Annotated in this window: 18 protein-coding genes; 5 read left to right on the forward strand and 13 right to left on the reverse strand. The window is 67.3% G+C overall.

From position 1 onward, the window contains the following. Nucleotides 1-3: 3 nt before the first annotated feature. The 7 genes from CA237_RS06130 to CA237_RS06160 form a co-directional block, all read right to left on the reverse strand. Nucleotides 4-516, reverse strand: coding sequence for a chemotaxis protein CheW (locus CA237_RS06130; RefSeq protein ID WP_126013380.1), 513 nt, complete (start codon nucleotides 514-516; stop codon nucleotides 4-6). Further along, nucleotides 513-1,790, reverse strand: coding sequence for a protein-glutamate O-methyltransferase CheR (locus CA237_RS06135; RefSeq protein WP_198158532.1), 1,278 nt, complete (start codon nucleotides 1,788-1,790; stop codon nucleotides 513-515). The genes CA237_RS06130 and CA237_RS06135 overlap by 4 nt, the downstream gene beginning before the upstream one ends. Next, nucleotides 1,787-2,257, reverse strand: a complete 471-nt coding sequence (locus CA237_RS06140) for a chemotaxis protein CheW (protein ID WP_066689784.1) — start codon at nucleotides 2,255-2,257, stop codon at nucleotides 1,787-1,789. Before CA237_RS06140 ends, CA237_RS06135 begins: the two co-directional genes overlap by 4 nt. Continuing rightward, nucleotides 2,257-2,805, reverse strand: coding sequence for a molybdenum cofactor guanylyltransferase (locus CA237_RS06145; RefSeq protein ID WP_066689785.1), 549 nt, complete (start codon nucleotides 2,803-2,805; stop codon nucleotides 2,257-2,259). The genes CA237_RS06140 and CA237_RS06145 overlap by 1 nt, the downstream gene beginning before the upstream one ends. After that, the gene (gene fdhD / locus CA237_RS06150) at nucleotides 2,802-3,581 is read right to left on the reverse strand and encodes a formate dehydrogenase accessory sulfurtransferase FdhD (protein WP_066689786.1); all 780 of its coding nucleotides are present in this window, start codon (nucleotides 3,579-3,581) and stop codon (nucleotides 2,802-2,804) included. The genes CA237_RS06145 and fdhD overlap by 4 nt, the downstream gene beginning before the upstream one ends. Further along, nucleotides 3,581-5,857 (reverse strand): FdhF/YdeP family oxidoreductase, encoded by a 2,277-nt coding sequence (locus CA237_RS06155; RefSeq protein ID WP_066689787.1) that lies wholly within the window; start codon nucleotides 5,855-5,857, stop codon nucleotides 3,581-3,583. Before CA237_RS06155 ends, fdhD begins: the two co-directional genes overlap by 1 nt. Before the next feature lie 63 nt (nucleotides 5,858-5,920). Continuing rightward, nucleotides 5,921-7,105 carry an acetyl-CoA C-acyltransferase gene (locus CA237_RS06160; RefSeq protein ID WP_066689788.1) on the reverse strand — a complete coding sequence of 395 codons (1,185 nt, stop codon included), beginning with the start codon at nucleotides 7,103-7,105 and terminating at the stop codon, nucleotides 5,921-5,923. Nucleotides 7,106-7,191: 86 nt separating this feature from the next. Between CA237_RS06160 and CA237_RS06165 the strand changes: the two genes are divergently transcribed. Further along, a complete protein-coding gene (locus tag CA237_RS06165) occupies nucleotides 7,192-7,938 on the forward strand; it encodes an A24 family peptidase (protein WP_066689789.1) in 747 nt (248 codons plus the stop codon). On the opposite strand, the gene CA237_RS06170 is transcribed toward CA237_RS06165, so the two are convergent. Then, the gene (locus CA237_RS06170) at nucleotides 7,935-8,522 is read right to left on the reverse strand and encodes an urea carboxylase-associated family protein (protein WP_126013383.1); all 588 of its coding nucleotides are present in this window, start codon (nucleotides 8,520-8,522) and stop codon (nucleotides 7,935-7,937) included. The two genes, CA237_RS06165 and CA237_RS06170, sit on opposite strands and share 4 nt — an antisense overlap. After that, nucleotides 8,519-9,205, reverse strand: coding sequence for a guanitoxin biosynthesis heme-dependent pre-guanitoxin N-hydroxylase GntA (gene gntA / locus CA237_RS06175; RefSeq protein ID WP_066689791.1), 687 nt, complete (start codon nucleotides 9,203-9,205; stop codon nucleotides 8,519-8,521). The genes CA237_RS06170 and gntA overlap by 4 nt, the downstream gene beginning before the upstream one ends. 103 nt (nucleotides 9,206-9,308) lie before the next feature. On the opposite strand from gntA, the gene CA237_RS06180 reads away from it, so the two are divergent. Then, nucleotides 9,309-9,770: a MarR family transcriptional regulator gene (locus CA237_RS06180; protein ID WP_232307933.1), complete on the forward strand. Its 462-nt coding sequence runs from the start codon at nucleotides 9,309-9,311 to the stop codon at nucleotides 9,768-9,770. On the opposite strand, the gene CA237_RS06185 is transcribed toward CA237_RS06180, so the two are convergent. Continuing rightward, nucleotides 9,764-10,768 (reverse strand): YihY/virulence factor BrkB family protein, encoded by a 1,005-nt coding sequence (locus CA237_RS06185; RefSeq protein ID WP_232307934.1) that lies wholly within the window; start codon nucleotides 10,766-10,768, stop codon nucleotides 9,764-9,766. The genes CA237_RS06180 and CA237_RS06185 overlap by 7 nt on opposite strands. Before the next feature lie 196 nt (nucleotides 10,769-10,964). On the opposite strand from CA237_RS06185, the gene CA237_RS06190 reads away from it, so the two are divergent. Then, entirely contained in the window at nucleotides 10,965-13,076 is a 2,112-nt protein-coding gene (locus CA237_RS06190) for a BamA/TamA family outer membrane protein (protein WP_126013392.1), read from the forward strand. Further along, on the forward strand, nucleotides 13,076-17,302 hold the full coding sequence (locus CA237_RS06195) for a translocation/assembly module TamB domain-containing protein (RefSeq protein ID WP_066689792.1): 4,227 nt from the start codon (nucleotides 13,076-13,078) through the stop codon (nucleotides 17,300-17,302). The genes CA237_RS06190 and CA237_RS06195 overlap by 1 nt, the downstream gene beginning before the upstream one ends. Nucleotides 17,303-17,331: 29 nt before the next feature. Here the strand turns inward: CA237_RS06195 and CA237_RS06200 are convergent, their stop codons facing one another. Then, nucleotides 17,332-18,480 (reverse strand): endo-1,4-beta-xylanase, encoded by a 1,149-nt coding sequence (locus CA237_RS06200; protein ID WP_066689793.1) that lies wholly within the window; start codon nucleotides 18,478-18,480, stop codon nucleotides 17,332-17,334. Between the two features lie 101 nt (nucleotides 18,481-18,581). On the opposite strand from CA237_RS06200, the gene CA237_RS06205 reads away from it, so the two are divergent. Then, on the forward strand, nucleotides 18,582-20,708 hold the full coding sequence (locus tag CA237_RS06205; RefSeq protein ID WP_206432951.1) for an alpha-glucuronidase family glycosyl hydrolase: 2,127 nt from the start codon (nucleotides 18,582-18,584) through the stop codon (nucleotides 20,706-20,708). A 210-nt stretch (nucleotides 20,709-20,918) separates the two neighbouring features. On the opposite strand, the gene lexA is transcribed toward CA237_RS06205, so the two are convergent. Continuing rightward, on the reverse strand, nucleotides 20,919-21,581 hold the full coding sequence (lexA, locus tag CA237_RS06210) for a transcriptional repressor LexA (protein WP_066689795.1): 663 nt from the start codon (nucleotides 21,579-21,581) through the stop codon (nucleotides 20,919-20,921). 53 nt (nucleotides 21,582-21,634) lie between these two features. After that, nucleotides 21,635-22,670 (reverse strand): molybdopterin molybdotransferase MoeA (locus CA237_RS06215; RefSeq protein WP_164523840.1); only part of this gene is annotated, 1,036 nt, incomplete at its 5' end.

A 22,670-nucleotide genomic window follows, 5' to 3' on the forward strand; every position in this document is an offset into this window, starting at 1 on the left:
ACCTTATCCTTCCTGAAGACGGGCAGGGAGCAATCGTTCGATCAGCATGACGGAGTCGATGCGTGTCAACCTTTGGTCGCCATCGACGACCAGCGTGGCAAGCGCCGAGGCGGCCGGCTGGCGGGCAATCGTCGTGACGCCGGACACGGCATCGACGGCAAGGGCGATACGGGGCGCGTCGTGGCGCAGCACGATCATCGCCGTCGCGCCCGCCGCATCACGGTCGAGCAGCTCCGCCAGCGCGAACAGGTTCACGACCGTGCCGCGCCATGCGACCAGCCCCGTCAGCGCGGCCGGGGGATGGGGCAGGCGCGTCACCTTGGGCAGCGGCGCGACCGCACGTACGCAGTCGATCGGCAGGCCATGCGCGACGCCGCCCAGGTCGAAGACGAGCAGCGTTTCGGTCGGTCGATCGTCCAGGGAGCGCGTGCTGCCGACGGCCCGCTGCCGTGCGGCCAGGATCGCGGCGATGGCATCGGCATCGAGGCCGTCGGCAAGGATCAGCGGTGCGCTCAACGATGGGGTCCGATGGTGTGGCGGATGGCGGTGGCCATCGCGCCGGCGGTCATGCCTTCGCCTTCGGCCAGTTCGGTATCGGGCGCAAGCGCGCTGGCGACCCGCAGCGCGTTGGTCAGGCTGCGGCGACCATCGGGCGCGCGGCCCTGTGCCAGCAGGTAGTGGCCGAACTGGTAATGCGCCATCGCAAAGGATCGATCGAGGTATAGCGCGTCGCGAAACGCCCGTTCGGCGCGCTCCTTGTCGTCGGCAGCCAGCGCATCGAGGGCCGCGAAATAATGGGCAACGGCATCGGGCGTGCGCACCACCAGCGGCGCTTCCGTCTTTGGCGTCGGCGGGGGTGGCGCTGGGGGCCTTGGGAGCGGCGCCGAGCGTGATTTATCGACGTGTGGCGCGGGGACGGTTTCGATCACGGGCGGGGTGGGCGGCACCGGCTTCGGCCGGGTGCCGAGCGTCCGATAGGTCAGGATTCCAGCGATCAGTTCGCTATCGGCGACCGCATCGAAGCCGGGATTGGGTTCGGCATGCCCCAGCAGCAGGACGCCGTCCGTCGCCAGCCGCCTGGCCAGCGCGCCGACGATCGCGGTCGCATCCTCCTGCCGGAAATAGATCAGCACGTTGCGGCACAGGATCAGGTCGTAATCGCTGAACCCCAGCGGCGCTGCCGCGTCGATCATCGACAACAGGTTGTGGCGTTCGAACCGCGCGATCCCGCGGTAGCGGTCCTTCAGGCGGTAGCGATCGCCGGTGCGGTCGAACAACCGCGCCCGCTCCGTCTCGCCCATGGTGCGAAGCGCCCAGGACGAATATTCCGCGCGCCGCGCGGCGTCCAGTGCCGCTTCGTCGATATCGGTTCCGGTGAGCGCGATGCGCCAGTCCGCGATCGCCTCGCCCAGCAGATCGTCCAGCACCACCGCGACCGAGTGGGCCTCCGCTCCGGTCGAACAGCCGACACTCCAGATGCGCAGCCTTTTGTCGTCCCGGTGGCGATCGATCATCGCCGGCAGGATGGTCGTGCGCAGCGCCGCGAACTGTTCGGCGAAGCGGAAGAAGAAGGTTTCGTTGATCGTGACCGCGCTTTCCAGCCGCCGCCATTCGGGATCGGTGGGGTCACGCAGGCGGGCGCCATAGTCGGCCAGCGTCGCATCGCCGGTGGCCGCCATCCGCTGCGCGATGCGGTCGGCCAGCTGGCTGTCCTTATCGACGTAATAATGGTGGCCGGTCCGCGCGATGACCAGCGCCTTCACCTCCGCAAAGGCGTCGTCGGCGATCATGCCGCGGTCCATAGCGAACGGCGTTCGGCGGCAACGGCGGTCAGCTCGGCCAACACCGCCCGTTCGCTGTCCAGCAGCAGGCGGTCGGGGGCGACGACATGGACCGTCCCATCGGGCAGCGCGAGTTCGCCGGTGATCGCGTCGTTCAGGCTATGGCCGGGGTCGAGCGGGCCGACGTCGCCGGTCGCGACATCCTCCGCGCGGTCGACCAGCAGGCAGACATCGTCGCGCAGCCGGACCAGATGGGCGGACAGGTCGACGGGTCCCGTCTGCTGCTGCGGATCGAGCAGCAGGTGCGGGGCGAGGACCGGCACCGGCAGCCCCTGCAGCGTCACGAAGCCCAGCAGCGGGCGCGGGAGACCGGGCGGCGTGTCGATCGGCAGCAACGGCAGCACTTCCCGCACTGCCGCCATGGGCAGCGCGAGGCGGGTATCGCCGACACGCAGGATCAGGAACGACGCGGTCATCACCGTTCGGCTATATCGCGCTTCGCCAGCAGCGCCAGATCATCCGGCGTGTTGATGTTCGCAATTTCACCCGATGCGGCCACGGCCGTCGCGCCGATGCGATCGGTGAAGGCCCGGACCGAGCGCGATCCGCCCTCTGCCAGCAGCATGTCGAGCACCGGGCTGGCGCCGGACGGCCACCATCCGACCACCGGCAGGTCGGCGTAATAGGCAGCGGGACCGGCGTCGGACAGCTGTTGTCGGAGGGTAGTCGGCAGGAACGGCGCGTCGCAGGGTACGGTCAGCACCTGTTCGAAGCCGTGCGCCCTGGCGTGATGCAACGCCGCCGCTATTCCGCCGAGCGGTCCGAGGTCGGGTGCCGGCCGGTCGGGGATGCAGGGGACGCCCGGATGCGAGCGACCGACCACGACCAATGCGTCCACCTGCGGACCGAGCGCATCCATGACCCGGTCGATCAGGGCGCGCCCGTCGAGCGTCGCCAATGCCTTGTCACTGCCAAAGCGGGTCGAGCGCCCGCCGGCAAGGATCGTTCCGAGGACGCGGGTCATATCGCCAGCATCGCGTCGCCGCGGACGAGCGTTCGGAGCGGCAGCCCGGCACTCGCCGCGCGGTCGAGCGCCAGCGACGTGGCGGCCGAGAGGGTGGCGAGCAGCGGGCAGTTTGCCAGCACCGCCTTTTCGACCAGTTCATAGGAGCAGCGCGACGACAGCAGCGCGAAGCCGCCATCCCAGTCCTGGCCGGCACGCCGCATCGCGCCGATCAATTTGTCGAACGCGTTGTGTCGACCGACATCCTCGCGCACCAGCCGGACACTGCCATCGATGGCGCACAGCGCGGCGGCATGGGTCGCGCCGGTTGCCTGCGCCAGGGGTTGATAGTCGCGCAAGGCCGCCGCCGCAGCGACAATGGCGGCGGGCGATGCTCCGCTTCGTTCCGACACGGCGGGCAGGGGGCGCAGCGCCTGTTCGAGATTTTCGATCCCGCACAGCCCGCAGGAGGATTCGGAGATGCGGTGCCGCACGCGCTCGGCGACCCGGTCGTGCCGTTCCGCGCTGAGCGTGATGCGCAGCAGCGTGCCCGATGCCGCCGGGTGCGTCGACACCTCGACCACTTCGCCAGCATCATCCACCAGCCGTTCGGACAAGACGAAGCCGTAAGCCAAGTCGGCCAGATCGGTCGGCGTCGCCATCAGCACGGCATAGCCCAGGCCATTCACCTCGATCGCGACCGGTGCCTCGATCGCGATGGCGCGTTCCTGTCGTTCGGCATCCCCCGATGCCGCCACCCGGTCGAACCGCCGGGTGGCGCTACCCCCCTGATCCATCAGGCGACGATACGCACCGGCACCGCCTTCGCCGCCGGCGTCTGCGATCCGTGGTCGTGCCAGTTCAGCGGGACCAGCGGATTGAGCTCGGGATAATAGCCGGCGATGCAGCCATCGGGCAGGTCGAACGGCACGACCTTCAGCCCGGCCACGCGGCGGTCGATCCCGTCGTCGCTGTCGCCGACGATGGTCACGACCTGCCCCTTGTGCAGGCCGGCCTTCTCGATCTCCTTCGGGTTCATCAGCACGACATCGCGGGTGCCCGAAATGCCGCGAAAGCGATCGTCATAGCCGTAGATGGTCGTGTTGAACTGGTCGTTCGACCGTAGCGTCACCAGCCGCAGCCGACCCGGCGCATCGGGAATGTCGGTGCCGGACAGCGACCGGGGAACGGTGAACTCCGCCTTGCCGCTCTCGGTCTTCCACACGCGTTCGCGCGCCGAATTGCCGCGATAGAAGCCGCCCGGCGTGAACATGCGTTCCTCGAAATCGTGGAACTCCTCCGGATAGGTCGCCTCGATCAGCTTGCGGACCTTTGCATAGTCGCCGGTCCAGCCGTCCCAGTCGACCTTCGGATGGGGATCGAGCGTTGCCTTGGCGATCCCGGCGACGATGGCGACTTCGGACTTCAGATGCTCGCTGGCCGGTTCATGGGTCGCGATCGACCCGTGGATATGGCTGAACGTGTCCTCGATCGTGACGATCTGTTCGCCGCCGGCCTGCTTGTCGACTTCGGTCCGGACGAGGCAGGGGAGGAGATAGGCGACCTTGCCGTTGATCAGGTGGCTGCGATTGAGCTTGGTCGCGATCTGCACCGTCAGGCGCATCGACGGCCATGCCGCCTCGATCCGTTCCAGATCGGGGATCGCGCGCAGGAAATTGCCGCCGAGCGATAGGAAGGCGTCGATCTCGCCCTTCAACAGGTCTTCGCAGGCGGTCACGGTATTGTGGCCATGGTCCATCGGCGGTTCGAAATCGAACAGTTCGCGCAACCGGTCCATCGGCACCAGTTCGGGCTTTTCCGAAATGCCGACGGTACGCTGGCCCTGCACGTTGCTATGCCCCCGGACCGGCGACATGCCGGTGCCGACGCGACCGATATTGCCCTTCATCAGCAGCAGGTTGACGTAGGTCGCGACATTGTCGAACCCGTTGACCTGCTGGGTCAGGCCCATGCCGTAGATGCCGATCGTCCGATCCGCCTCGACATAGACCTGGCCGGCTGCCTCGATATCGGCGCGGCTGAGGCCGCTTTCGCGTTCGATATCAGCCCAGTCGGTTGCGCGGACCATCGCCTCGAACTCGGCGAAGCCGGTAGTGTGCTGTTCGATGAAGTCGACGTCGAGGACATGGACCTTGTGCTCGGCCCAGCTCTTGTCTTCCGCCGCCAGCACATGCTTGGCGAGGCCGATCATCACCGCGACGTCGCCGCCGGGCTTCACCTGATGATATTGGCAGCTGATCTTCGTCTCGCTGCGGGTCGCCATCTCGAACGGGTTCTGCGGGTCGGTAAAGGCGACCAGTCCGGGTTCCTTGACGGGATTGAACGTCACGACCTTGCACCCGCGCTTCACCGCGTCGCGCAAGGGGTGGAGGAAACGCGGGCTGTTCGACCCGGTGTTCTGCCCGAAAAAGAACATCGCATCGCAATGCTCGAAATCGTCGAGGATCGAGGTGCCGACCGGCGCGCCGATCGTCTTCTTCAGCGCAACCGACGTCGTTTCGTGGCACATGTTCGAACTGTCGGGCAGATTGTTGTGCCCATAAAGCCTGGCGAACAGCGCGTAGAGATAGGAGGTTTCGAGGCTGGCGCGACCCGAGGCGTAGAAGATCGCCTTTTTCGGATCGATCGCGCGTAGTTCCGCACCGATCGCGGCGAAGGCTTCGTCCCAGCTGCATTCGATATAATGATCGGTCGCGTGGTCGTAGCGCAGCGGATGGGTCAGCCGCCCGACATGTTCGAGATCGAAATCCTTCCACGTCTTCAGCTCGGTCACGGAATGCTTCGCGAAGAATTCCGGCGTGCAGCGGTTGGGCGTCAGGTCCCACAACGTCGCCTTCGCCCCATTCTCGCAGAATTCGAACGGGTGCGGCTCGGCGGGCTTGCCCCATGCACAGGACGTGCACATGAAGCCCTTGGGCTTGTTCTGCCGGGCGAGTTGCGCCAGCGCGGCGGGGCGGTTACGCTCCTTGGCAAGGACCTTGGACATCCCCTTGACCGAGCCCCAGCCGCCTGCCGGGCCGTCATATCCCACCACATCGTCCCGATCCGCCACGGCAATTCCTTCTCTACGCCTGTGGCGTAGCCTACGCCGGGCGGGGGGATAATGTTCCGTTCGTCAGTCGACTAATTCGAGCGCCAGCGCCGTCGCTTCGCCGCCGCCGATGCATAGCGAGGCGAGGCCGCGTTTCTTCCCGCGCGTCTCCAACGCCGACAACAGGGTCGCCAGCACCCGTGCACCGCTGGCCCCGATCGGATGGCCGAGTGCGCAGGCACCGCCATGGACGTTCACCCGGTCGTGCGGCAGGTCCAGGTCGTGCATCGCCGCCATGGTGACGCAGGCAAAGGCTTCGTTCACCTCGAACAGGTCGATCTGTTCCGCGCTCCATCCCGCGCGCTCCATCGCGCGGCGCATCGCGAAGACCGGGGCGGTGGCGAAGCGGGCGGGGGCGTGGGCGAAGCCGGCATGGGCGACGATCCGCGCGATCGGGGTCAGCCCCAGCCGGTCGGCCACCGAGGCGCGCGCCAGTACCAGCGCCGCGGCGCCGTCCGAAATCGACGAGGCATTGGCGGCGGTGATCGTACCATCCTTCGCAAAGGCGGGTTTGAGCGTCGGAATCTTGGCCACGTCGCCGCGCGCGGGCTGTTCATCGAGCCGAACGGTCGTCGTTCCCTTGCGACCGGCGATCTCGACGGGCACGATTTCGCGATCGAACGCACCGGAGGCTTGCGCCGCCTGCGCACGGGTCAGCGATTCGATCGCGAAGGCGTCCTGCGCCTCGCGGGTAAAGCCATAGGATACCGCGGTTTCCTCGGCAAAGCTGCCCATCAGCCGGCCGGGTTCATAGGCGTCCTCCAGCCCATCCATATACATGTGATCGATCAGCCTATCATGGCCGATCCGCGCGCCGCTGCGATGGCGCTGCGACAGATAGGGCGCGTTGGTCATGCTCTCCATGCCGCCCGCGACGATGATGTCCGCGGAACCGGCGGCGATGGTATCGGCGGCCATCATCACCGCCTGCATGCCCGATCCGCACATCTTGTTGACAGTCGTCGCCTCGACATGCTGCGGCAGACCTGCGCCCAATGCCGCCTGTCGTGCCGGCGCCTGGCCGAGGCCGGCGGGCAGCACGCAGCCCATATAGATACGCTCGATCGCCTCGCCCGACAGGCCGGCGCGCTCGACCGCCGCACCGACCGCCGTCGCGCCCAGTTGCGTGGCGGTGGCACCCGACAACGACCCCTGGAAGCTGCCCATCGGCGTGCGGGCATAGGACAGGATGACGACGGGGTCGGACATGAAACGCTCTCCGGGATATTTCTTGTTTCGTTTGTTATCATCTAGGGCGATGGCCGCGCCGCCGCAATCGCGCTAGGCGCTGAACGATGTCGTCCGCGCTGCCTCCTGCCTTCTGGCCGATCCTGCTGGGGATGCTGGGTGCCGTGTTCGGCAGCTTCATCGCGACGATCGCGATCCGCTGGCCGGCCGGACGGTCGGTTTCGACCGGGCGATCGGCGTGCGACGGGTGCGCGCGGACGCTAGCTGCGTGGGAACTGGTGCCGGTGCTTAGCTTCGTCGCGCTGCGTGGCCGGTGCCGGACGTGCGGAACGCAAATCGCGCCGGGACATGTCGTGACCGAACTGCTGGGCGCGGGGATCGGCGTGGTCGCCGGCCTGACCGCGCCGGGTTGGGAAGGGGTGGCGGGGGCCGCATGCGGCTGGCTGTTGCTGGCGCTGGGGGCGATCGACCTCGCCGCGTTCTGGTTGCCTGACGTCCTGACCGCATCGCTGGCCGTCGTCGCCTTGACGGGGGGCGTTGGAGGCTTCGGTGCCGATCTTTCGGCACGGCTGATCGGCGGCATTGCGGGGTTCGGCGTGCTGTGGCTGGTCGCCGCTCTCTATCGATCGTTGCGCGGCCGGGTCGGGTTGGGCGGCGGCGATCCGAAATTGTTCGGTGCAATCGGCCTGTGGCTCGGCTGGCGCGCCTTGCCGCAGGTGCTGTTGGTGGCGGCGCTTGCCGGGCTGGCCATCGTGCTCGCGATGGCGCTCGCCGGCCGCCGGGTGACGGCGACCGACCGCTTGCCGCTGGGCACGCTGCTCGCCGGGGCGGCCTTTCTATGCTGGGCGCTTTAGGCCGGTTCGATCCGATATTCGATCGGTTTGAAGCTGCCACCGTTGGACGCCGGAGCCGAACAGGCGGTGAGGCCGATGACGAGGTCCATCGCGGCGCGGAAGGTGATCGTGTCCCCTGCCTTGCTGATCGGGGGCAGGACGCTGAGCCTGCCCGTCGTGCCGTCCACCGGCACGTTCATGAAACAATTGAACGCTACCGGAATGCGGTCCGGCGTCACGCCATAGGGTTCCAGCGCGGCGGCGAGATTGCCAAAACAGCCGCGATGCGGCGGCAGGTCCGGGTAGAAATGGTGGAATGTGTCGTAGGAGCATGGCGTCAGCAGGAAGTCATGCACCCCGACCGTGTCGTCGGTGATGTCCAGCATTACCCGGCTGCGGTTCGAATAGAGTTTATGGCCGGCCGTCAGGCGGATCGTCTCGGCATAATCCAGCGTCCGCCCGGACGAGATGACTTCGTCCATGTCGTCGGCATTGAATGCCAGCAGGTCGGCCACCTGGCACCCGCGCGGGTCGACCACGACCAGCGTATCCCCCGTTTTCAGGCGAAACGCCGTGCCCGACCGTTCGGGGATGGTGACGTTCACTTCGCCTCCCCCGAATAATGGAACGGGCAGGCCCAGCGTTCGTCGACCACCCGGCCGCTATATTGCCGCGCCTCGCTGGCGGCGCCGTGGCGGGCGAGCATCGGGTTGCGGCTGCCCGCCAGCGCTTCGTCGCGCACGAGGATCTTCTCGCGCATCGTCTCATACTTGCCTTCGGCGCGCAGCCGTTCGAACTGGTCGTGCAGGTTGAAGACGAGCGTCGGCCGTTCGAACCGTCGCGCCGGACGGCTGGCGCGCGGGTGGAGGCCGACGATGAAAAAGGCCTCGCCGCCGAAGCTCAGTGAGAAATGCGGATTGTCCGGGTCGGCGCTGACCCGCGCGTCATAGTCCTGTCCGCGCCACACATCCTTGTCGGACAGCGACTGGACCCGTTGCCACAGCGCACGTTCGAATTCCGGTTCGGACAGGTCGCCCGGCCCTTCGAACACGACCGCGAAGCTACGGTACATCGCCCGGTCGCGGCGATAATCTTCGGCCAGTCGCATCAGGGCATCGTGAATGCGGACATCGTCCCATGCGCTGTCGATGCTGGAGCAGGCGAGTACATCGAGCGTACCCCGCGCCATCGCGGATTTTGCGCCCACGCAGGGAAATGCGCGGTCGTCGATATGGGCGAACAGCAGGGCTTCGAGGCGGTCCTGTGCCTCGTGTTTCCAGTTGAACATTGCGGAGATCCCGACCCGGTGATTGGAACGACACTACGTTTCGCGGCCGATACAGGTTCCGCCCGGTTGACGCGTGGCGGGGACGGCGGCAACAATCGCAGCTGTGAACAAACGCCTGCTCCTGGATGACTTCCTTCCCTATCGCCTGTCGATCGCATCGAACCGGGTTTCGGATGCGATTGCATCGACCTATCGGTCGTTGTTCGGACTGCGCATTCCCGAATGGCGGCTGGTGACGGTGATCGCCGAGAGCGACGGGATCACGCAGCAGGCGCTGTGCGTCGCGACGCGGATGGACAAGGTGACCGTCAGTCGCGGCGCGATCGCGCTGGTCGACCGCGGGCTGGTCGAACGACGCGCCAATGCCGGGGATCAGCGGTCGCACCTGCTACGGCTCACCGCGTCCGGGCGGGCCTTGTACGAAGAGGTGGCGCCCAAGGCGCTGCTGATCGAACAGGAACTGTTCGCTTCGTTCAGCGCGCAGGAGATCGACGTCCTGCGCGACATGTTGGCACGGGTCCAGGCGGCGGCCGACGCCATGGAGCAACGCACCGGCGATCAGTAGCGGTCGCGGCGAGGCTTCATCTGTCGCTTGCTGGGCAGCGTATCGGCCAGGCGGGCACCGCGATGGCCCATCGGCCGGGGATGGCCGACGGTCGAATCCACCGCCGTCTGTCGCTCCGCCTCTGCATTGATCTCCGCGCCGATCAGGATCGCCAGGCTCGACACGAACAGCCACATCAGCAGCACGACGACGGCGCCCAGCGCGCCGTAGGTCGCGTTGTAATTGGCGAAATTGGCCGCGTAGACGCCGAACAGCACGGTCGCCAGCAACCACAACAGCGTCGCTGCAACCGAACCGACCGACAGCCACCGCCATTTGGCGCGCGCCCGATCCGGACCATAGCGATAGGCGAAGGCGATGGCGGCACTGGCGATGCTCGCCGCGACCAGCCACGTCGCCCCCTGAATCGCGATCGCGCCGGCGGTGCCGAGGAACTGGGTCTGGCTCCGGATCCAGGTCAATACGCCGGCCGACAGGATGCCGACGATGGCGGCGATGATCGCCGCGACGGTCAGCATCGCCGCCAATGCCGTGGTGACGACGATGCTCCGCTCGTCCTCTTCCTCATAGATGACGTTCAGCGCCTGGATGATGGCGCTGGCGGCACGCATCGCGCCGTAGATCGACAGCAGCAGCGCGACGAACAGGCCCAGCCCGGCCTGCGACGATGCGGTAGTGACGACCGCTATCAACTGGTCCGAAATCAGCCGCGCGGCATCGGCGGGTACGAGGTCGAAGATCGTCTCCATGTGCCGGGCGACCGTCGAGGGATCGGCGATCAGGCCATAGGTCATCACGATCGCGCCCAGCAGCGGAACGAACGACAAGAAGGCATAGAAAGCGACCCCCGCCGCCATCAGCGTCAGATTGTGATAGCCGACCATGGTATAGACACGGACGAAGATCGCGCGCCACGCCGGCCAGGGGTGCTGCCACGGATGTTCGGACTGGCTGCCCGGCACGTTGGCGGGATCGATCGGCGGTACGGTGTCGGTCAATGTGGCTCCCCTTGCTGCCCGGACCAACGCAGCGCCGGTCGATCGGATGCAGCGTGGCGTACAAATTGAACCAAATCCGCTGCTTGGCGTTTTCGGGGTGAACGGGGGTCGTACGTCACGACGCCTGCCAAGGGGACGGGGACAGGGTTTGGGGGATTTTCGCGCAAGGACAGTTGTTGTGCTGCTTGCCAGCACGATGATGATCCCGGTCGCTTCTGCGCAGCAGCAGGCGTCGTCGCCTACGACAGTCCGTACGCAGCAACCGCCGGTCGAACCGATCGTTCCCAACAGCGAGTTCGACTCCGCACTGCCGACCCTGTCGGGCGACATCAACGCGCCGCTGGAGCCGATGTCGGCATTCGATGCGAAGCCCGCACCGACCACGCATACGCCGCCCCTGCCAACCCCGACCGCTCCGACGACGGAGGCGCAGGTGCCCGCCGAAACCCTGCCCGACGCAGTGTTGCCCGAGGCGCTGGAACTGGCCCAGCCGCTGACGCCGCTATCGTCGTTCGACGTCACCCCGGTCGAGGTTGCCGGCGTCGACGACAAGAAGGCGGTGGAAATCCGGTACGATACCGTCGTCAACGGGCTGGACGAGATCGACGGCACGACGCAATTTCGTGAACTCTCCGCGTTGCGCGAAGGCGACGGCAAGGCGGCCAACGCCGCGATGGTGCAGGCCCGTGCCAAGGAGGACGAGCAACTCGCGGTCCGCATCATGCGGGCCAAGGGCTATTATGACGGCACCGCTACCTCCGCGATCGAACAGCCGCCGGGGCAGCGGCTGCGTGCGGTCGTGACCGCCATTCCGGGCAAGCAATTCACGCTGGGGTCGATCCGCATCGATACCCAGCCGACCGTCCCGCCGGATCTGGTCCAGCGCGAATTGCCGCTGAAGGTCGGCGATCCGATCGATGCCGAACGCATCCAGGCAGCCGAGGCGAATGTCAGCCTGAAGCTGCCGCAGCAGGGCTATCCGTTCGTCGAGGTCGGGCAACGCGACATCCTGCTCGACGATACGACCGTAACCGGCGCCTATACCCTGCCGGTCACCACCGGTCCGCGATCGTCGTTCGGGACCTATTCGACGACCGGCAAGCTGGCGTTCGATGCCGAGCATGTCGGCGTGCTTGCCCGGTTCAAGCAGGGTGAGTTGTACGACAACCGCAAGGTCGACGACCTTCGCGCCGCGCTCGTGTCGACGGGACTGTTCTCCGGCGTGTCGGTCGAGCCGCAGCGCACCGGGCAGATCGCGCCGGACGGGACGGAATATGTGAATCTGCTGGTCAAGCAGGATGCCGGGCCTGCGCGGACGCTGGCCGGGGAAGCGGGTTATGGCACCGGGCAGGGCGTCCGGCTGGAAGGATCCTGGACGCATCGCAACCTGTTCCCGCCGGAAGGCGCGCTGATCGTGCGCGGGGTCGCGGGCACGCAGGAACAGGGGGCGGGTGTCACCTTCCGCCGGTCCAATGCCGGTCGCCGCGACCGGACGTTCCAGATCCTCGCCAATGCCAGCCGCACCAATTACGATGCGTTCGAAGCGTTTACGGGTACGCTCGGCATCCGCTGGTCGTACGATTCGACGCCGATCTGGCAGAAGCGTTTCACCTATGCCTATGGTGCCGAACTGATCGGCACCAACGAAGACACTTACGATTTCGACGTGGCGGCGCGCCGTCGCAAGACCTATGGCATCGCCGCGCTGCCGCTGTTCGCCGGGTTCGATACGTCGGACAATCTGTTGAACCCGACCAAGGGGTTCCGCCTCAAATTGAACGTCAGCCCCGAGGCGTCGGTGCAGGGTGCGGTTCGGCCCTATGGCCGGTTCATGGTCGAGGGCACCGCCTATTACCCGATCGGGGAGAGCATCGTCATCGCCGGCCGCGCGCGCGCGGGATCGATCCAGGGGATCGCCCGCGACGATCTGGCGCCGTCGCGCCGTTATTATGCCGGCGGCGGCGGCTCGGTGCGCGGCTTCGGGTTCCAGGAACTCGGGCCGCGGACGCCGGAGGTGGACGAGGACGGCAACAACCTCAACCGTCCGATCGGCGGACGCAGCCTGAACGAGTTCGCGCTCGAAGCCCGCTATCGCTTCGGCAATTTCGGGATCGTGCCGTTCATCGACGCCGGTCAGGTGTATGAATCCAGCCTGCCCAAGGGGTCCGACCTGCGCTTCGGCGCGGGTATCGGCGGGCGCTTCTATACCAATTTCGGTCCGATGCGGGTCGATGTCGCCACGCCGATCGCAAGGCGGCCGGGAGAATCCAAGATCGCGCTCTACATCTCGATCGGGCAGGCTTTCTGATGACCGACGCCGACATGCCCGCCACCGAAACCGTGATCCTGCGCGATCGTCCGTTGTGGCAGAAGGTCCTGAAATGGGTCGGCATCGCGCTGGCCACGCTGATCATCCTGCTGATCGCGCTGGTGTTCGCGCTGAACACCGGGCCGGGGCGGGGGTTCATCGTCAGCAAGCTCGACGGCTACACCACCGCGTCGGGGCTGAAGGTCAATATCGGCCGGATCGATGGTTCGCTCTATGGCGCGATGACCGTCCGCGAGCTGCGGCTGAGCGATACGCAGGGCGTGTTCGCCTATTCGCCGGAAGTCGCGGTCGACTGGCGGCCCTTCGCCTTCGCGAACGGGCATGTCGATATTCGTAGCCTGACGAGCCCGCTGATCCGCTATGCGCGCAATCCGGTGTTGAAGGACACGCCGCCGGGCGACCCCAATGCGCCGCTGCTGCCCGACTATGACATCGACGTGAACCGCCTGCGCGTCGACCGGATCGAGGTCGGCCCGGCGGTGACCGGGCAGCGCCATATCGCGCGGCTGGACGGCGAGGTGCATATCGCCGACCGTCGCGCGCAGGTGACCGCCAACGCCGCGACCATCGCCGCGCCGGGCGTGGCGGGGGGCGACCGTGTCGCGCTGAAGCTCGACGCGGTGCCCGACGATAATCGCTTCGATGTCGATGCCCGGATCACCGGACCAGCCAATGGCATGATCGCGGGAATGGCGGGACTGAAGGCGCCGATCGTCGCGACGGTCGATGGCCAAGGCGACTGGCGTAACTGGCGCGGGCGACTTGCCGGCACGCTGGGCGGGCGGCCGCTGGCCGATCTGGCGCTGACCGGACGGGAGGGTCGCTTTACGGTCCGGGGCTCGACCCAGCCGGGATTGATCCTCCAGGGTCCGGTCGAACGGCTGACCGCCCCGCGGCTCGACGTGGCGATCGATGCGGCGTTGCAGGATCGCAAGGCCGATACCCGCATCCAGCTGCGATCGAGTGCGCTGGCGGTGAACGCCGCCGGTTTGCTTGACCTGGGCAACAGCCGGTTCGGCAATTTCCGGACCGAAGCGATGCTGCTGACCCCCGGTGCGATCGCGCCGAACTTAAACGGGCGATCGGTCCGCGCCGCTGTCGTCCTCGACGGTGGGTTCGGCACGCCGACCGTGGATTACAAGGTGCAGGCCGCTGCCTTGGGTTTTGGCGAAACCGTCGTTGAACAGCTCTATGCCGAAGGACGGGCGACGGTTGATGCCGACCGCATTCTGATCCCGATTGCGGCGAAGGCGCGGCGTATCTCTGGGCTGAACGCGGCGGTCGGCGGACTGGTCACCAACGTCGCGATCAATGGTTACCTTGCCATTTCGGGCGATCAGGTGCTGTCGGACAATCTGCGCATCCGGTCCGACCGGATCGACGCGACCGCCATCGTCGCCGCCAACCTGACCACCGGGCGCTACACCGGCGCGATCAAGGGGCGGATCAACGATTACGAAGTCGCCAGCATCGGCATCCTGAACCTGACGACCGACGCCAGCCTCTATGCCGCGCCACAGGGCGGGTTCGGGATCAAGGGCCGTGTGGTCGCGCAGACCACCCGCCTGTTCAACGAAGGCATTCGCAACTTTCTGGGCGGCAACGTCACCACCACGCGCGCAGATGTCGGTGTGGGACCGGATGGGATCGTCAGCTTCTCCAACGTGCGGATGAATGCGCCGCAGTTCCGTATCACCAACGGTTCTGGCCGTTATGATCCGGCGGGGCCGTTGCTCGTAAATGCCGATGCCTATTCGACGCAATATGGTCCGCTGAGTGCGCGGGTGACCGGTACCGTCGCTGCGCCGCAGGTCCTGCTGCGCGCCGCGCGCCCGGGCGTTGGGGTCGGGCTCGCCAATCTCGAGGCACGGGTGCGTGGGCAGGGCGACCGCTATGCGATCCAGGCGACCGGCAATACCGATTACGGGCCGTTCCGCGCCGATGTGCTGCTGTCGACCGCGCCGCGGCTAGTCGCCGATATCCACTCCGCAACCTTTGCCGGCATGAATATCGACGGCCGGGTGGAGGCGACCGATGCCGGGCCGTTCGCAGGGCGAATCAACTTCGCCGGATCGGGCGTGGCCGGTATCGCGCGCCTGTCGGCTCAAGGGCGATTCCAGCGCGCGGACGTGAATGCGCAGGCGTCGAACGCGGTCATTCCGGGCAATATGGGGCTGCGCATCGGTCGCGCGATCGTGACCGGCAGCGCGGTGCTGTACGACCAGCCGGAAATCGTCGCCGATGCGCAGGTCGCCAACCTGTCGATGGGCGACTTCCTGCTCCAGCGCAGCCGGGCGAAGATCAACTATCGCGGCGGCAACGGCACGGCGCAGATGTTCGCCGAAGGGTCGTCGGGCGTGCCGTTCCGGGTCGCCGCCAATGCGCGGCTGCGCCCAAACGACTATCTGGTCGCGTTGCAGGGTGTCGCCAATTCGATCCCGTTCAAGACGGTCAACCCGGCGCGGATCGTGTCGGCCCCGGGCGGCTATCGCCTGTACCCGACGCGGATCGACTTCGCGCAAGGCTCGATCCGCGCGGCGGGCGTCTATGGCAATGGCATGTCGATCCAGACCCGGCTCGACCGGTTGGACCTGAGCATCGTCAATGCCTTCGTGCCGGGCACCGGTATCGGTGGCACCGCGACCGGGAGCCTCGACTTCGCGCAGGCGGCGGACCAGAGCTTTCCGCGGGCCGATGCACGCCTGACCATCCGCAATTTCCAGCGGACCAGCCTTGCCTCTGTCTCCGAACCGGTCGACATCGTCTTTGCCGGCGACCTGCGGCCTGAGGGTGGCAGCGGACGGGCGCTGATCCGCCGCGGCACGACCACGGTCGGGCGGATGGTTGCGAACCTCCGGCCGTTGCCGCCGGGTAGCGGGTCGTGGGTCACACGGATGCTGGCGGCACCGCTGTCGGGCGGAATCCGGTACAACGGCCCGGCGGGCGTGCTGTTCTCCTTTGCCGGGCTGGCCGATCAGCAGTTGTCCGGGCCGATCGGCCTGGCCGCCGATTTCGGTGGGCGGGTGCAGTCGCCGCAGCTGACCGGCATCGTCCGCGCCAACAACCTGACCTATGAGAATGAGACGCTGGGCACCCGGCTGACCAATCTCGGCATCAATGGCCGCTTCACCAACGACCGGTTCGAGCTGACCCAGCTGCGGGCGCGCGCCGGTGAGGGCACGGTTGCGGCGCAGGGAACAGTGGGCTTGGCGGCGGACAGCGGCTTCCCGATCGACATCCGCGCCCAGCTGCGTGATGCCCAGTTGGCGCGCAGCGATGCGCTGGGGGCATCGGCGACCGGCGACATCCGCATCCAGAACGGGCGCGATGGGGGCCTGATCTCCGGCGACCTCGTCATTCCCGAAGCGCGCTACCAGATCATCCGGCAAGGCGCGGCCGAGGTGCCGGAGCTGACCGGCGTCCGGCGCAAGAGCGATGCGAACCGGTCGAATGCGACACCGCAGCGGCAGGCGGCGGCGTCGGCCGGGTTGTTCCGCCTCGCGCTGCGGGTGCGAGCCGATAACCGGTTGTTCGTGTCGGGCATGGGGCTGGAGTCGGAATGGCAGGCGAACCTGCGCATCGCGGGAACCTCCGCTGCGCCGACGATCAACGGACAGTTGCAGCTGGTGCGCGGCACCTACTCGTTTGCCGGCAAACGGTTCGAGGTCGAGCGCGGGGTGATCCGGTTCGAGGGCGAGGACTATACCAACCCGGTGATCGATATCGTCGCGTCGACCACGGCCGAAGGCATCACCGCGTCGATCAACGTGTCCGGCACCGCGCAGGCACCGCAGATCGCGTTCAACTCGACCCCGTCGCTGGCGCAGGACGAAGTGTTGTCGCGGCTGTTGTTCGGCAGTTCGGTGACGAACCTGTCTGCGACCGAGGCGATCCAGCTGGCCGCCGCGCTGAACTCGCTGCGCGGGTCGGGCGGCGGTGGGCTGAACCCGCTCGGCAAGTTGCGTTCCGCGACCGGGTTCGACCGGCTGCGCGTGCTGGGCGGGGACGAGGCGAGCGGGCGCGGCACGTCGCTGGCGGCGGGCAAGTATCTGACCGATGATATCTATATCGAGATCATCACCGATGCGCGGGGCTTCACCGCCACGCAGATCCAGATCGCGCTGTCGCGGACGCTCAGCCTGTTGTCGCAGACCGGATCGTTCGGCGGGTCGAACGCTTCGCTGCGCTACAGCCGGGATTATTGATGGGCGGCGGCGGTAACACCGCCGCCGCGTCACCGGCGGTGCGTGGTGCCGTTCGCTAGCGCGGCGATCATCGCGTCGCGCAGCGGCTTGGGTTTGAGGTCTATGTCATAGGGACAGCCGCGCGCGACGGCCCCGTCGGGGCGGGGTTCGAAGCCACGCAGCCAGCTGTACCGGTCGCTCAGGCCCCAGGCGAGGACGTCGCCCAGTTGCGGGTAGGACAGCATGATGTCGAGGTACGCGCGGGCGAAGTCGGCGACGCCACGGTCGCGCGGGGCAATCGCCGCCGGTAACCCGCGGTCGCGTACGTCGAATTCGGTGATGACCAGTCGGTACCCCATCGCCACAACCCGGTCGAGGAACCGCCGCCATTCGGGTTCGAGCCGATGGGCGAGCACACCGGCGTCGGTGGTCGGCTGGAACAGGCCGATATGCGACTGCACCCCGAGCGCATCGACCGGCGTGCCGCGACGACGGAACTCCTCGAGCAGCGAGAGCACGCCAACGCGATGCTTCTCGTTGCCGTCTTCCCAGCTCATATAGTCGTTATAGACCAGCTCGGCATGCGGCGCGGCGGCGCGGGCGGTGCGGAAGGCGTGGTCGAGCACGTTGGCGGTCCCGCCCATCGCGCGCGACAACGACGTTTCGCGTAAGGCGCCGGTGTCGGGATCGACCGCTTCGTTCACCACGTCGTAGCTGTAGATCTTTCGGCCGTACCGCTTGGCGATCGTATCGATGTGGTGGTCGAGAATGCCGGCCGCTGCCGAGGCCGGGCGTTGGCCGAAGTCCTGGGTGTTGAGCCATGCGGGAAACCATTTGGAATAGGCCCAGTAGAGCGTGTGGCCGCGCATCATGAAACCGTTGCGCATCGCCCAGTCGACCATCGCGTCGAACTGCGCGAAATCGAACCGGTCGGCGCTGGGGCGCAGCGCCTGCCATTTCATCTGGTTTTCGGCGACCAGCACTGCGCAGTCGCGTTGCAGGAGCGCGGCGTAGGCCGGGTTGTTGAATGACGCTGCGTCGCGCCCCGGCGGCGCCCAGGCGAAGGCGGACCCGAAGCGACGTCCATGGCGGGCGGCAGCGTCCTTCAGGGTCAGCGGCGCCGAGGCGGCGGGTAACGCCTGCGCGGCAAGCATCGCTGCGCCTCCGGCGAGGATGCTGCGGCGGTCGATCAGGGTCATGCGCTCTCCATATCCTCGTTCTCTGACGTGGTAGCGTTACCATGATCGCGATGATATGTCGGTGTCAACGCCGTCGATCAGACGGGATCAGAGGATGCACGATGTTGAAATCGCTCGGCTGGATGATGGCGCTGTGGGTCGCCTGCGCGACTCCGGCACGTGCTGAGGACGGCTATGACCTGTGGCTGCGCTATCGGCCATTGCCTGCGGCTCAGGCCGATGCGGTTGCGAGCAAGGCGACGACGGTCGTTCGCGATGAAGATGACGAGACGATCCGACTGGCAGCAGCTGAGCTGGAGCGCGGGCTGTCGGGGCTGACGGGCAGGCGGATCGCGGGCGGCGATCTGGGCGAGGGGGCGATCGTCATCGGTACCGCGCGGTCGGCGCGGATCGCTGCGTTGCGGCTGCCGTTGGCCGGGTTGGGGCCGGAGGGCTATCTGGTGCGGTCGGTGACGGTCGAGGGTCGACCGGTGACAGTGATCGCGGCGGACCGGCCGGTGGGGGTGCTCTATGGCGCATTCCGGCTGTTGCGGATCGCGCAGGCCGGGCAGTCGCTCGACCGCCTGGCGATCGTCGAGCGGCCGCGGCTGGCGCTCAGGGTGCTGAACCATTGGGACAATCCGGACCGCTATGTCGAGCGGGGCTATGCGGGGCAGTCGCTGTGGGACTGGCAGAAGCTGCCGGGGTTCAGCGATCCGCGCTATACCGACTATGCCCGGGCCAATGCGTCGGTGGGGATCAACGGCGCGGTGCTTAACAACGTCAATGCCAGTCCGGATATGTTGACGCCGGCGTTCCTGACAAAGGTCGAGCGGCTGGCGACGATCTTTCGGCCCTGGGGGATACGGGTCTATCTGTCGGCCAAATTCTCCGCCCCGATCGAGATTGGCGGGTTGAAGACGGCGGACCCGCTCGACCCGGCGGTTGCTGCGTGGTGGCGGGCCAAGGCGGACGAGATTTATGCCCGCATTCCCGACTTTGGCGGGTTTCTGGTCAAGGCCAATTCGGAGGGGCAGCCGGGGCCGGGCGATTATGGGCGGAGCCATGCGGAGGGGGCGAACATGCTCGCCGCCGCGCTGAAACCCCATGGCGGCGTCGTGATGTGGCGGGCGTTCGTCTATGCCCATGACAAGCCCGAGGACCGCCCAAAGCAGGCGTATAGCGAGTTCCAGCCGCTCGACGGGAAGTTCGCCGACAATGTGATCGTGCAGGTGAAGAACGGGCCGATCGATTTCCAGCCGCGCGAGCCGTTCCATCCGCTGTTCGGGGCGATGCCGCGCACGCCGCTGATGATGGAAGTGCAGATTACCAAGGAATATCTGGGGTTCGCCACCCACCTCGCCTATCTGGGGCCGATGTGGGAGGAGGTGTTGCGGAGCGACACCTATCGTCCGCGCCGGGGCATGACCGTGGCGAAGGTGCTTGCCCAGTCCGGGCTGAGCGGCATGGCGGGGGTGGCCAATGTCGGGACCGACCGCAACTGGTCAGGGTCGCAGTTCGATCAGGCCAACTGGTATGCGTTCGGGCGACTGGCGTGGAACCCCGATGACCGGGCGAGCGACGTCGCGCGCGACTGGGCGGCGATGACCTGGGGGCCGGCGGTGGCCGACCCGGTGGCGGCGACGATGCTGCGGTCGCGGCAGGCGGTGGTCGATTACATGATGCCGCTGGGGCTGCATCACCTGTTCGCGACGGGGCATCACTATGGGCCGGGGCCATGGGTCGATGATCTGGCGCGGGCGGACTGGAACCCGGTCTATTACCACAAGGCGGACAGGCAAGGGATAGGGTTCGACCGGACCCGGAGCGGCAGCGATGCGGTGGGGCAATATGCGCCGGCGCTGGCGAAGCGCTGGGGCGATCCGGCGACGGTGCCCGAAGACCTGCTGCTGTGGTTCCACCATGTTCCGTGGGAGCGGCGGATGGCGTCAGGGCGTACGCTGTGGGAGGAACTGGTCGCGCGGTACGATCGCGGCGTGGCCGAGGTTGCGGCGATGCAGGGACAGTGGGCGGCGCTGCGGGGTCGGGTGGACGAGCAGCGACATGACGAGGTCAGCCAGTTCCTGACGATCCAGCGCGCCGAGGCGCAGTGGTGGCGGGATGCCTGTATCGCTTACTTTGCCGAGGTGTCGGGGCGGGCCTTGCCGGCGGGGGTCGTGCCGCCGACGCATCCGTTGGCGTGGTATAAGGCGGTTCGGACGCCCTATGCGCCGGGGAATGGGCGATAGGTCGTCCGCTCCGGTCGCAGAAGAAGAAGCGGGACCCCGGCTCAAGGCCGGGGTGCCGGTCAGTTCACCGATGTCTGCCCAACGAAGCGAGAGGTCTGGCTTGCCATTTTCGGCTAAGTGTCAGCGTTTAAACGGCTATTCGAAATAAGTTCACTAAGTTCACACTCGCCGCGTTTGTCGTCGGGACGCCTTTACCAACGACATTGCGAATCAATAGCGGCGCAGCAGGCCGGCGAGCTTGCCCTGTACGCGCACCTGTTCGGGGCGGTAGCGCTGCGGGTCGTAGCTGCGGTTGGCGGGATCGAGCCGGATCATCGCGCCTTCGCGGCGAAAATATTTGAGAGTCGCTTCGCTGTCTTCGATCAGCGCCACCACGATCTCCCCATCACGGGCGGTTTCGGTGCGGCGGACGAGCGCATAGTCGCCATCGAGAATACCGGCCTCGACCATCGAGTCCCCGGCGACTTCGAGCGCATAATGATCGCCCGCGCCGAGCAGGGCGGCGGGAACGGGCAGGGTCGCCTGTCCCTCTATCGCCTCGATCGGGACACCGGCGGCGATGCGGCCGTGCAGCGGCAGTTCGATGACGTCGTTCGCCGGCTGCGGGGTCGGGCGGGGCGTTGCCATGGGCTTGGCCGCCGGCTTCTTCGCGACGGGGCGGTCGGGCATCCGCAGCACCTCCAGCGCGCGGGCGCGGTTGGGCAGGCGGCGAATGAATTCGCGTTCCTCGAGCGCCGAAATGAGGCGGTGGACGCCGGACTTCGACTTGAGGTCGAGCGCCTCCTTCATCTCCTCGAACGAGGGGGAAACCCCGGTCGCCTTCAACCGGTCGTCGATGAAGCAGATCAACTCGTGCTGCTTACGCGTCAGCATAACGTCCTCCGTCGGAACAGACGTGGAACCAATAGGAAACGATTTATGTGGCGTCAAGCGAGTTGCAGGATTTCCGCCGAGTCGCCGGCATCGGCCGCCGGGGCATGGGGTGCCCGCACGATCAGGCAGTCGGAACGGGCAAGCGTGCGCAGCATCGAGCTGTCCTGAATGGCGGCGGTCGACACCTGTCCGTCGATCAGCGTGGCGCGCAGATAGTCCTGGCGCGGGCCGTTGGCGGGGAGCGGGTGGGCGAGCGTGGCGCGGATGGCGCGCGGCATCGGATCGGCGGCACCGGCGATGCGCGCGGCGAGCGGGCGGACGAACAGCAGCGCGGTGATGAACGACGATACCGGGTTGCCGGGCAGGCCGAGCACGGCGGCGTCGCGCAGGCGACCGGCGAGCATCGGCTTGCCGGGACGCAGCGCGATCCGCCAGAAGTCGAGCTCGCCGCCGGCTGCGGCAAGGGCCGGGCGGACGAGGTCATGGTCGCCGACCGAGGCGCCGCCGGTGGTGACGAGCAGGTCGCAATCTACCGCGCGAAACGCATCGACCAGCGCGTCCATCCGGTCGGGCAATATGCCGAGGTCGATGCGATCGACCGGCAGGTCGGCGAGCAGCCCGGCGAGCATCAGGCCGTTGGATTCGGGCAGCTGGTCCTCGCGCAAGGGCTGGCCGGCGGGGACCAGTTCGTCGCCGGTGGCGGCGATGGCGATGCGGGCACGGCGGCCGACCGACAGGGTGCCGTGCCCGGCGATGGCGGCCAGTGCGGCGCGGGCGGGGGTGATGCGCTCGCCTGCCGCGATCAGCAGGTCGCCCTCGCGGAAATCGAGGCCGGCGCGGCGGACATTGCCGCCACGGACCGGGCCTTCGCCGGCGAGGTGGAGACGGGTGCCGTCGCGGGTCGCCTCTTCCTGCACCAGCACGCAGTCGGTGCCGGTGGGCATCGCGGCGCCGGTGAAGATGCGGGCGGCCTGTCCCGGGGCGACGGTGCCGGGGAAGGAGGCGCCGGCGGCGCTTTCGCCAATGACGTCCCACGGACCGGGGAGGTCGTCGAAGCGGATCGCGTAGCCGTCCATGGCGGACAAGGGC

This window comes from Sphingomonas sp. ABOLH (genome assembly GCF_003951715.1).
GTDB lineage: Bacteria > Pseudomonadota > Alphaproteobacteria > Sphingomonadales > Sphingomonadaceae > Sphingomonas > Sphingomonas hankookensis_A.

Bases quoted from the DNA above. Each gene is read 5' to 3' on its own strand.
- CA237_RS06200 (WP_066689793.1), bottom strand. From the start codon at position 18,480: ATGACCCTGATCGACCGCCGCAGCATCCTCGCCGGAGGCGCAGCGATG.
- CA237_RS06165 (WP_066689789.1), top strand. From the start codon at position 7,192: ATGTCGTCCGCGCTGCCTCCTGCCTTCTGGCCGATCCTGCTGGGGATG.
- fdhD (WP_066689786.1), bottom strand. From the start codon at position 3,581: ATGGATCAGGGGGGTAGCGCCACCCGGCGGTTCGACCGGGTGGCGGCA.
- CA237_RS06140 (WP_066689784.1), bottom strand. From the start codon at position 2,257: ATGACCGCGTCGTTCCTGATCCTGCGTGTCGGCGATACCCGCCTCGCG.
- gntA (WP_066689791.1), bottom strand. From the start codon at position 9,205: ATGTTCAACTGGAAACACGAGGCACAGGACCGCCTCGAAGCCCTGCTG.
- CA237_RS06135 (WP_198158532.1), bottom strand. From the start codon at position 1,790: ATGATCGCCGACGACGCCTTTGCGGAGGTGAAGGCGCTGGTCATCGCG.
- CA237_RS06195 (WP_066689792.1), top strand. From the start codon at position 13,076: ATGACCGACGCCGACATGCCCGCCACCGAAACCGTGATCCTGCGCGAT.
- CA237_RS06205 (WP_206432951.1), top strand. From the start codon at position 18,582: ATGTTGAAATCGCTCGGCTGGATGATGGCGCTGTGGGTCGCCTGCGCG.
- CA237_RS06190 (WP_126013392.1), top strand. From the start codon at position 10,965: ATGATGATCCCGGTCGCTTCTGCGCAGCAGCAGGCGTCGTCGCCTACG.
- lexA (WP_066689795.1), bottom strand. From the start codon at position 21,581: ATGCTGACGCGTAAGCAGCACGAGTTGATCTGCTTCATCGACGACCGG.
- CA237_RS06145 (WP_066689785.1), bottom strand. From the start codon at position 2,805: ATGACCCGCGTCCTCGGAACGATCCTTGCCGGCGGGCGCTCGACCCGC.
- CA237_RS06160 (WP_066689788.1), bottom strand. From the start codon at position 7,105: ATGTCCGACCCCGTCGTCATCCTGTCCTATGCCCGCACGCCGATGGGC.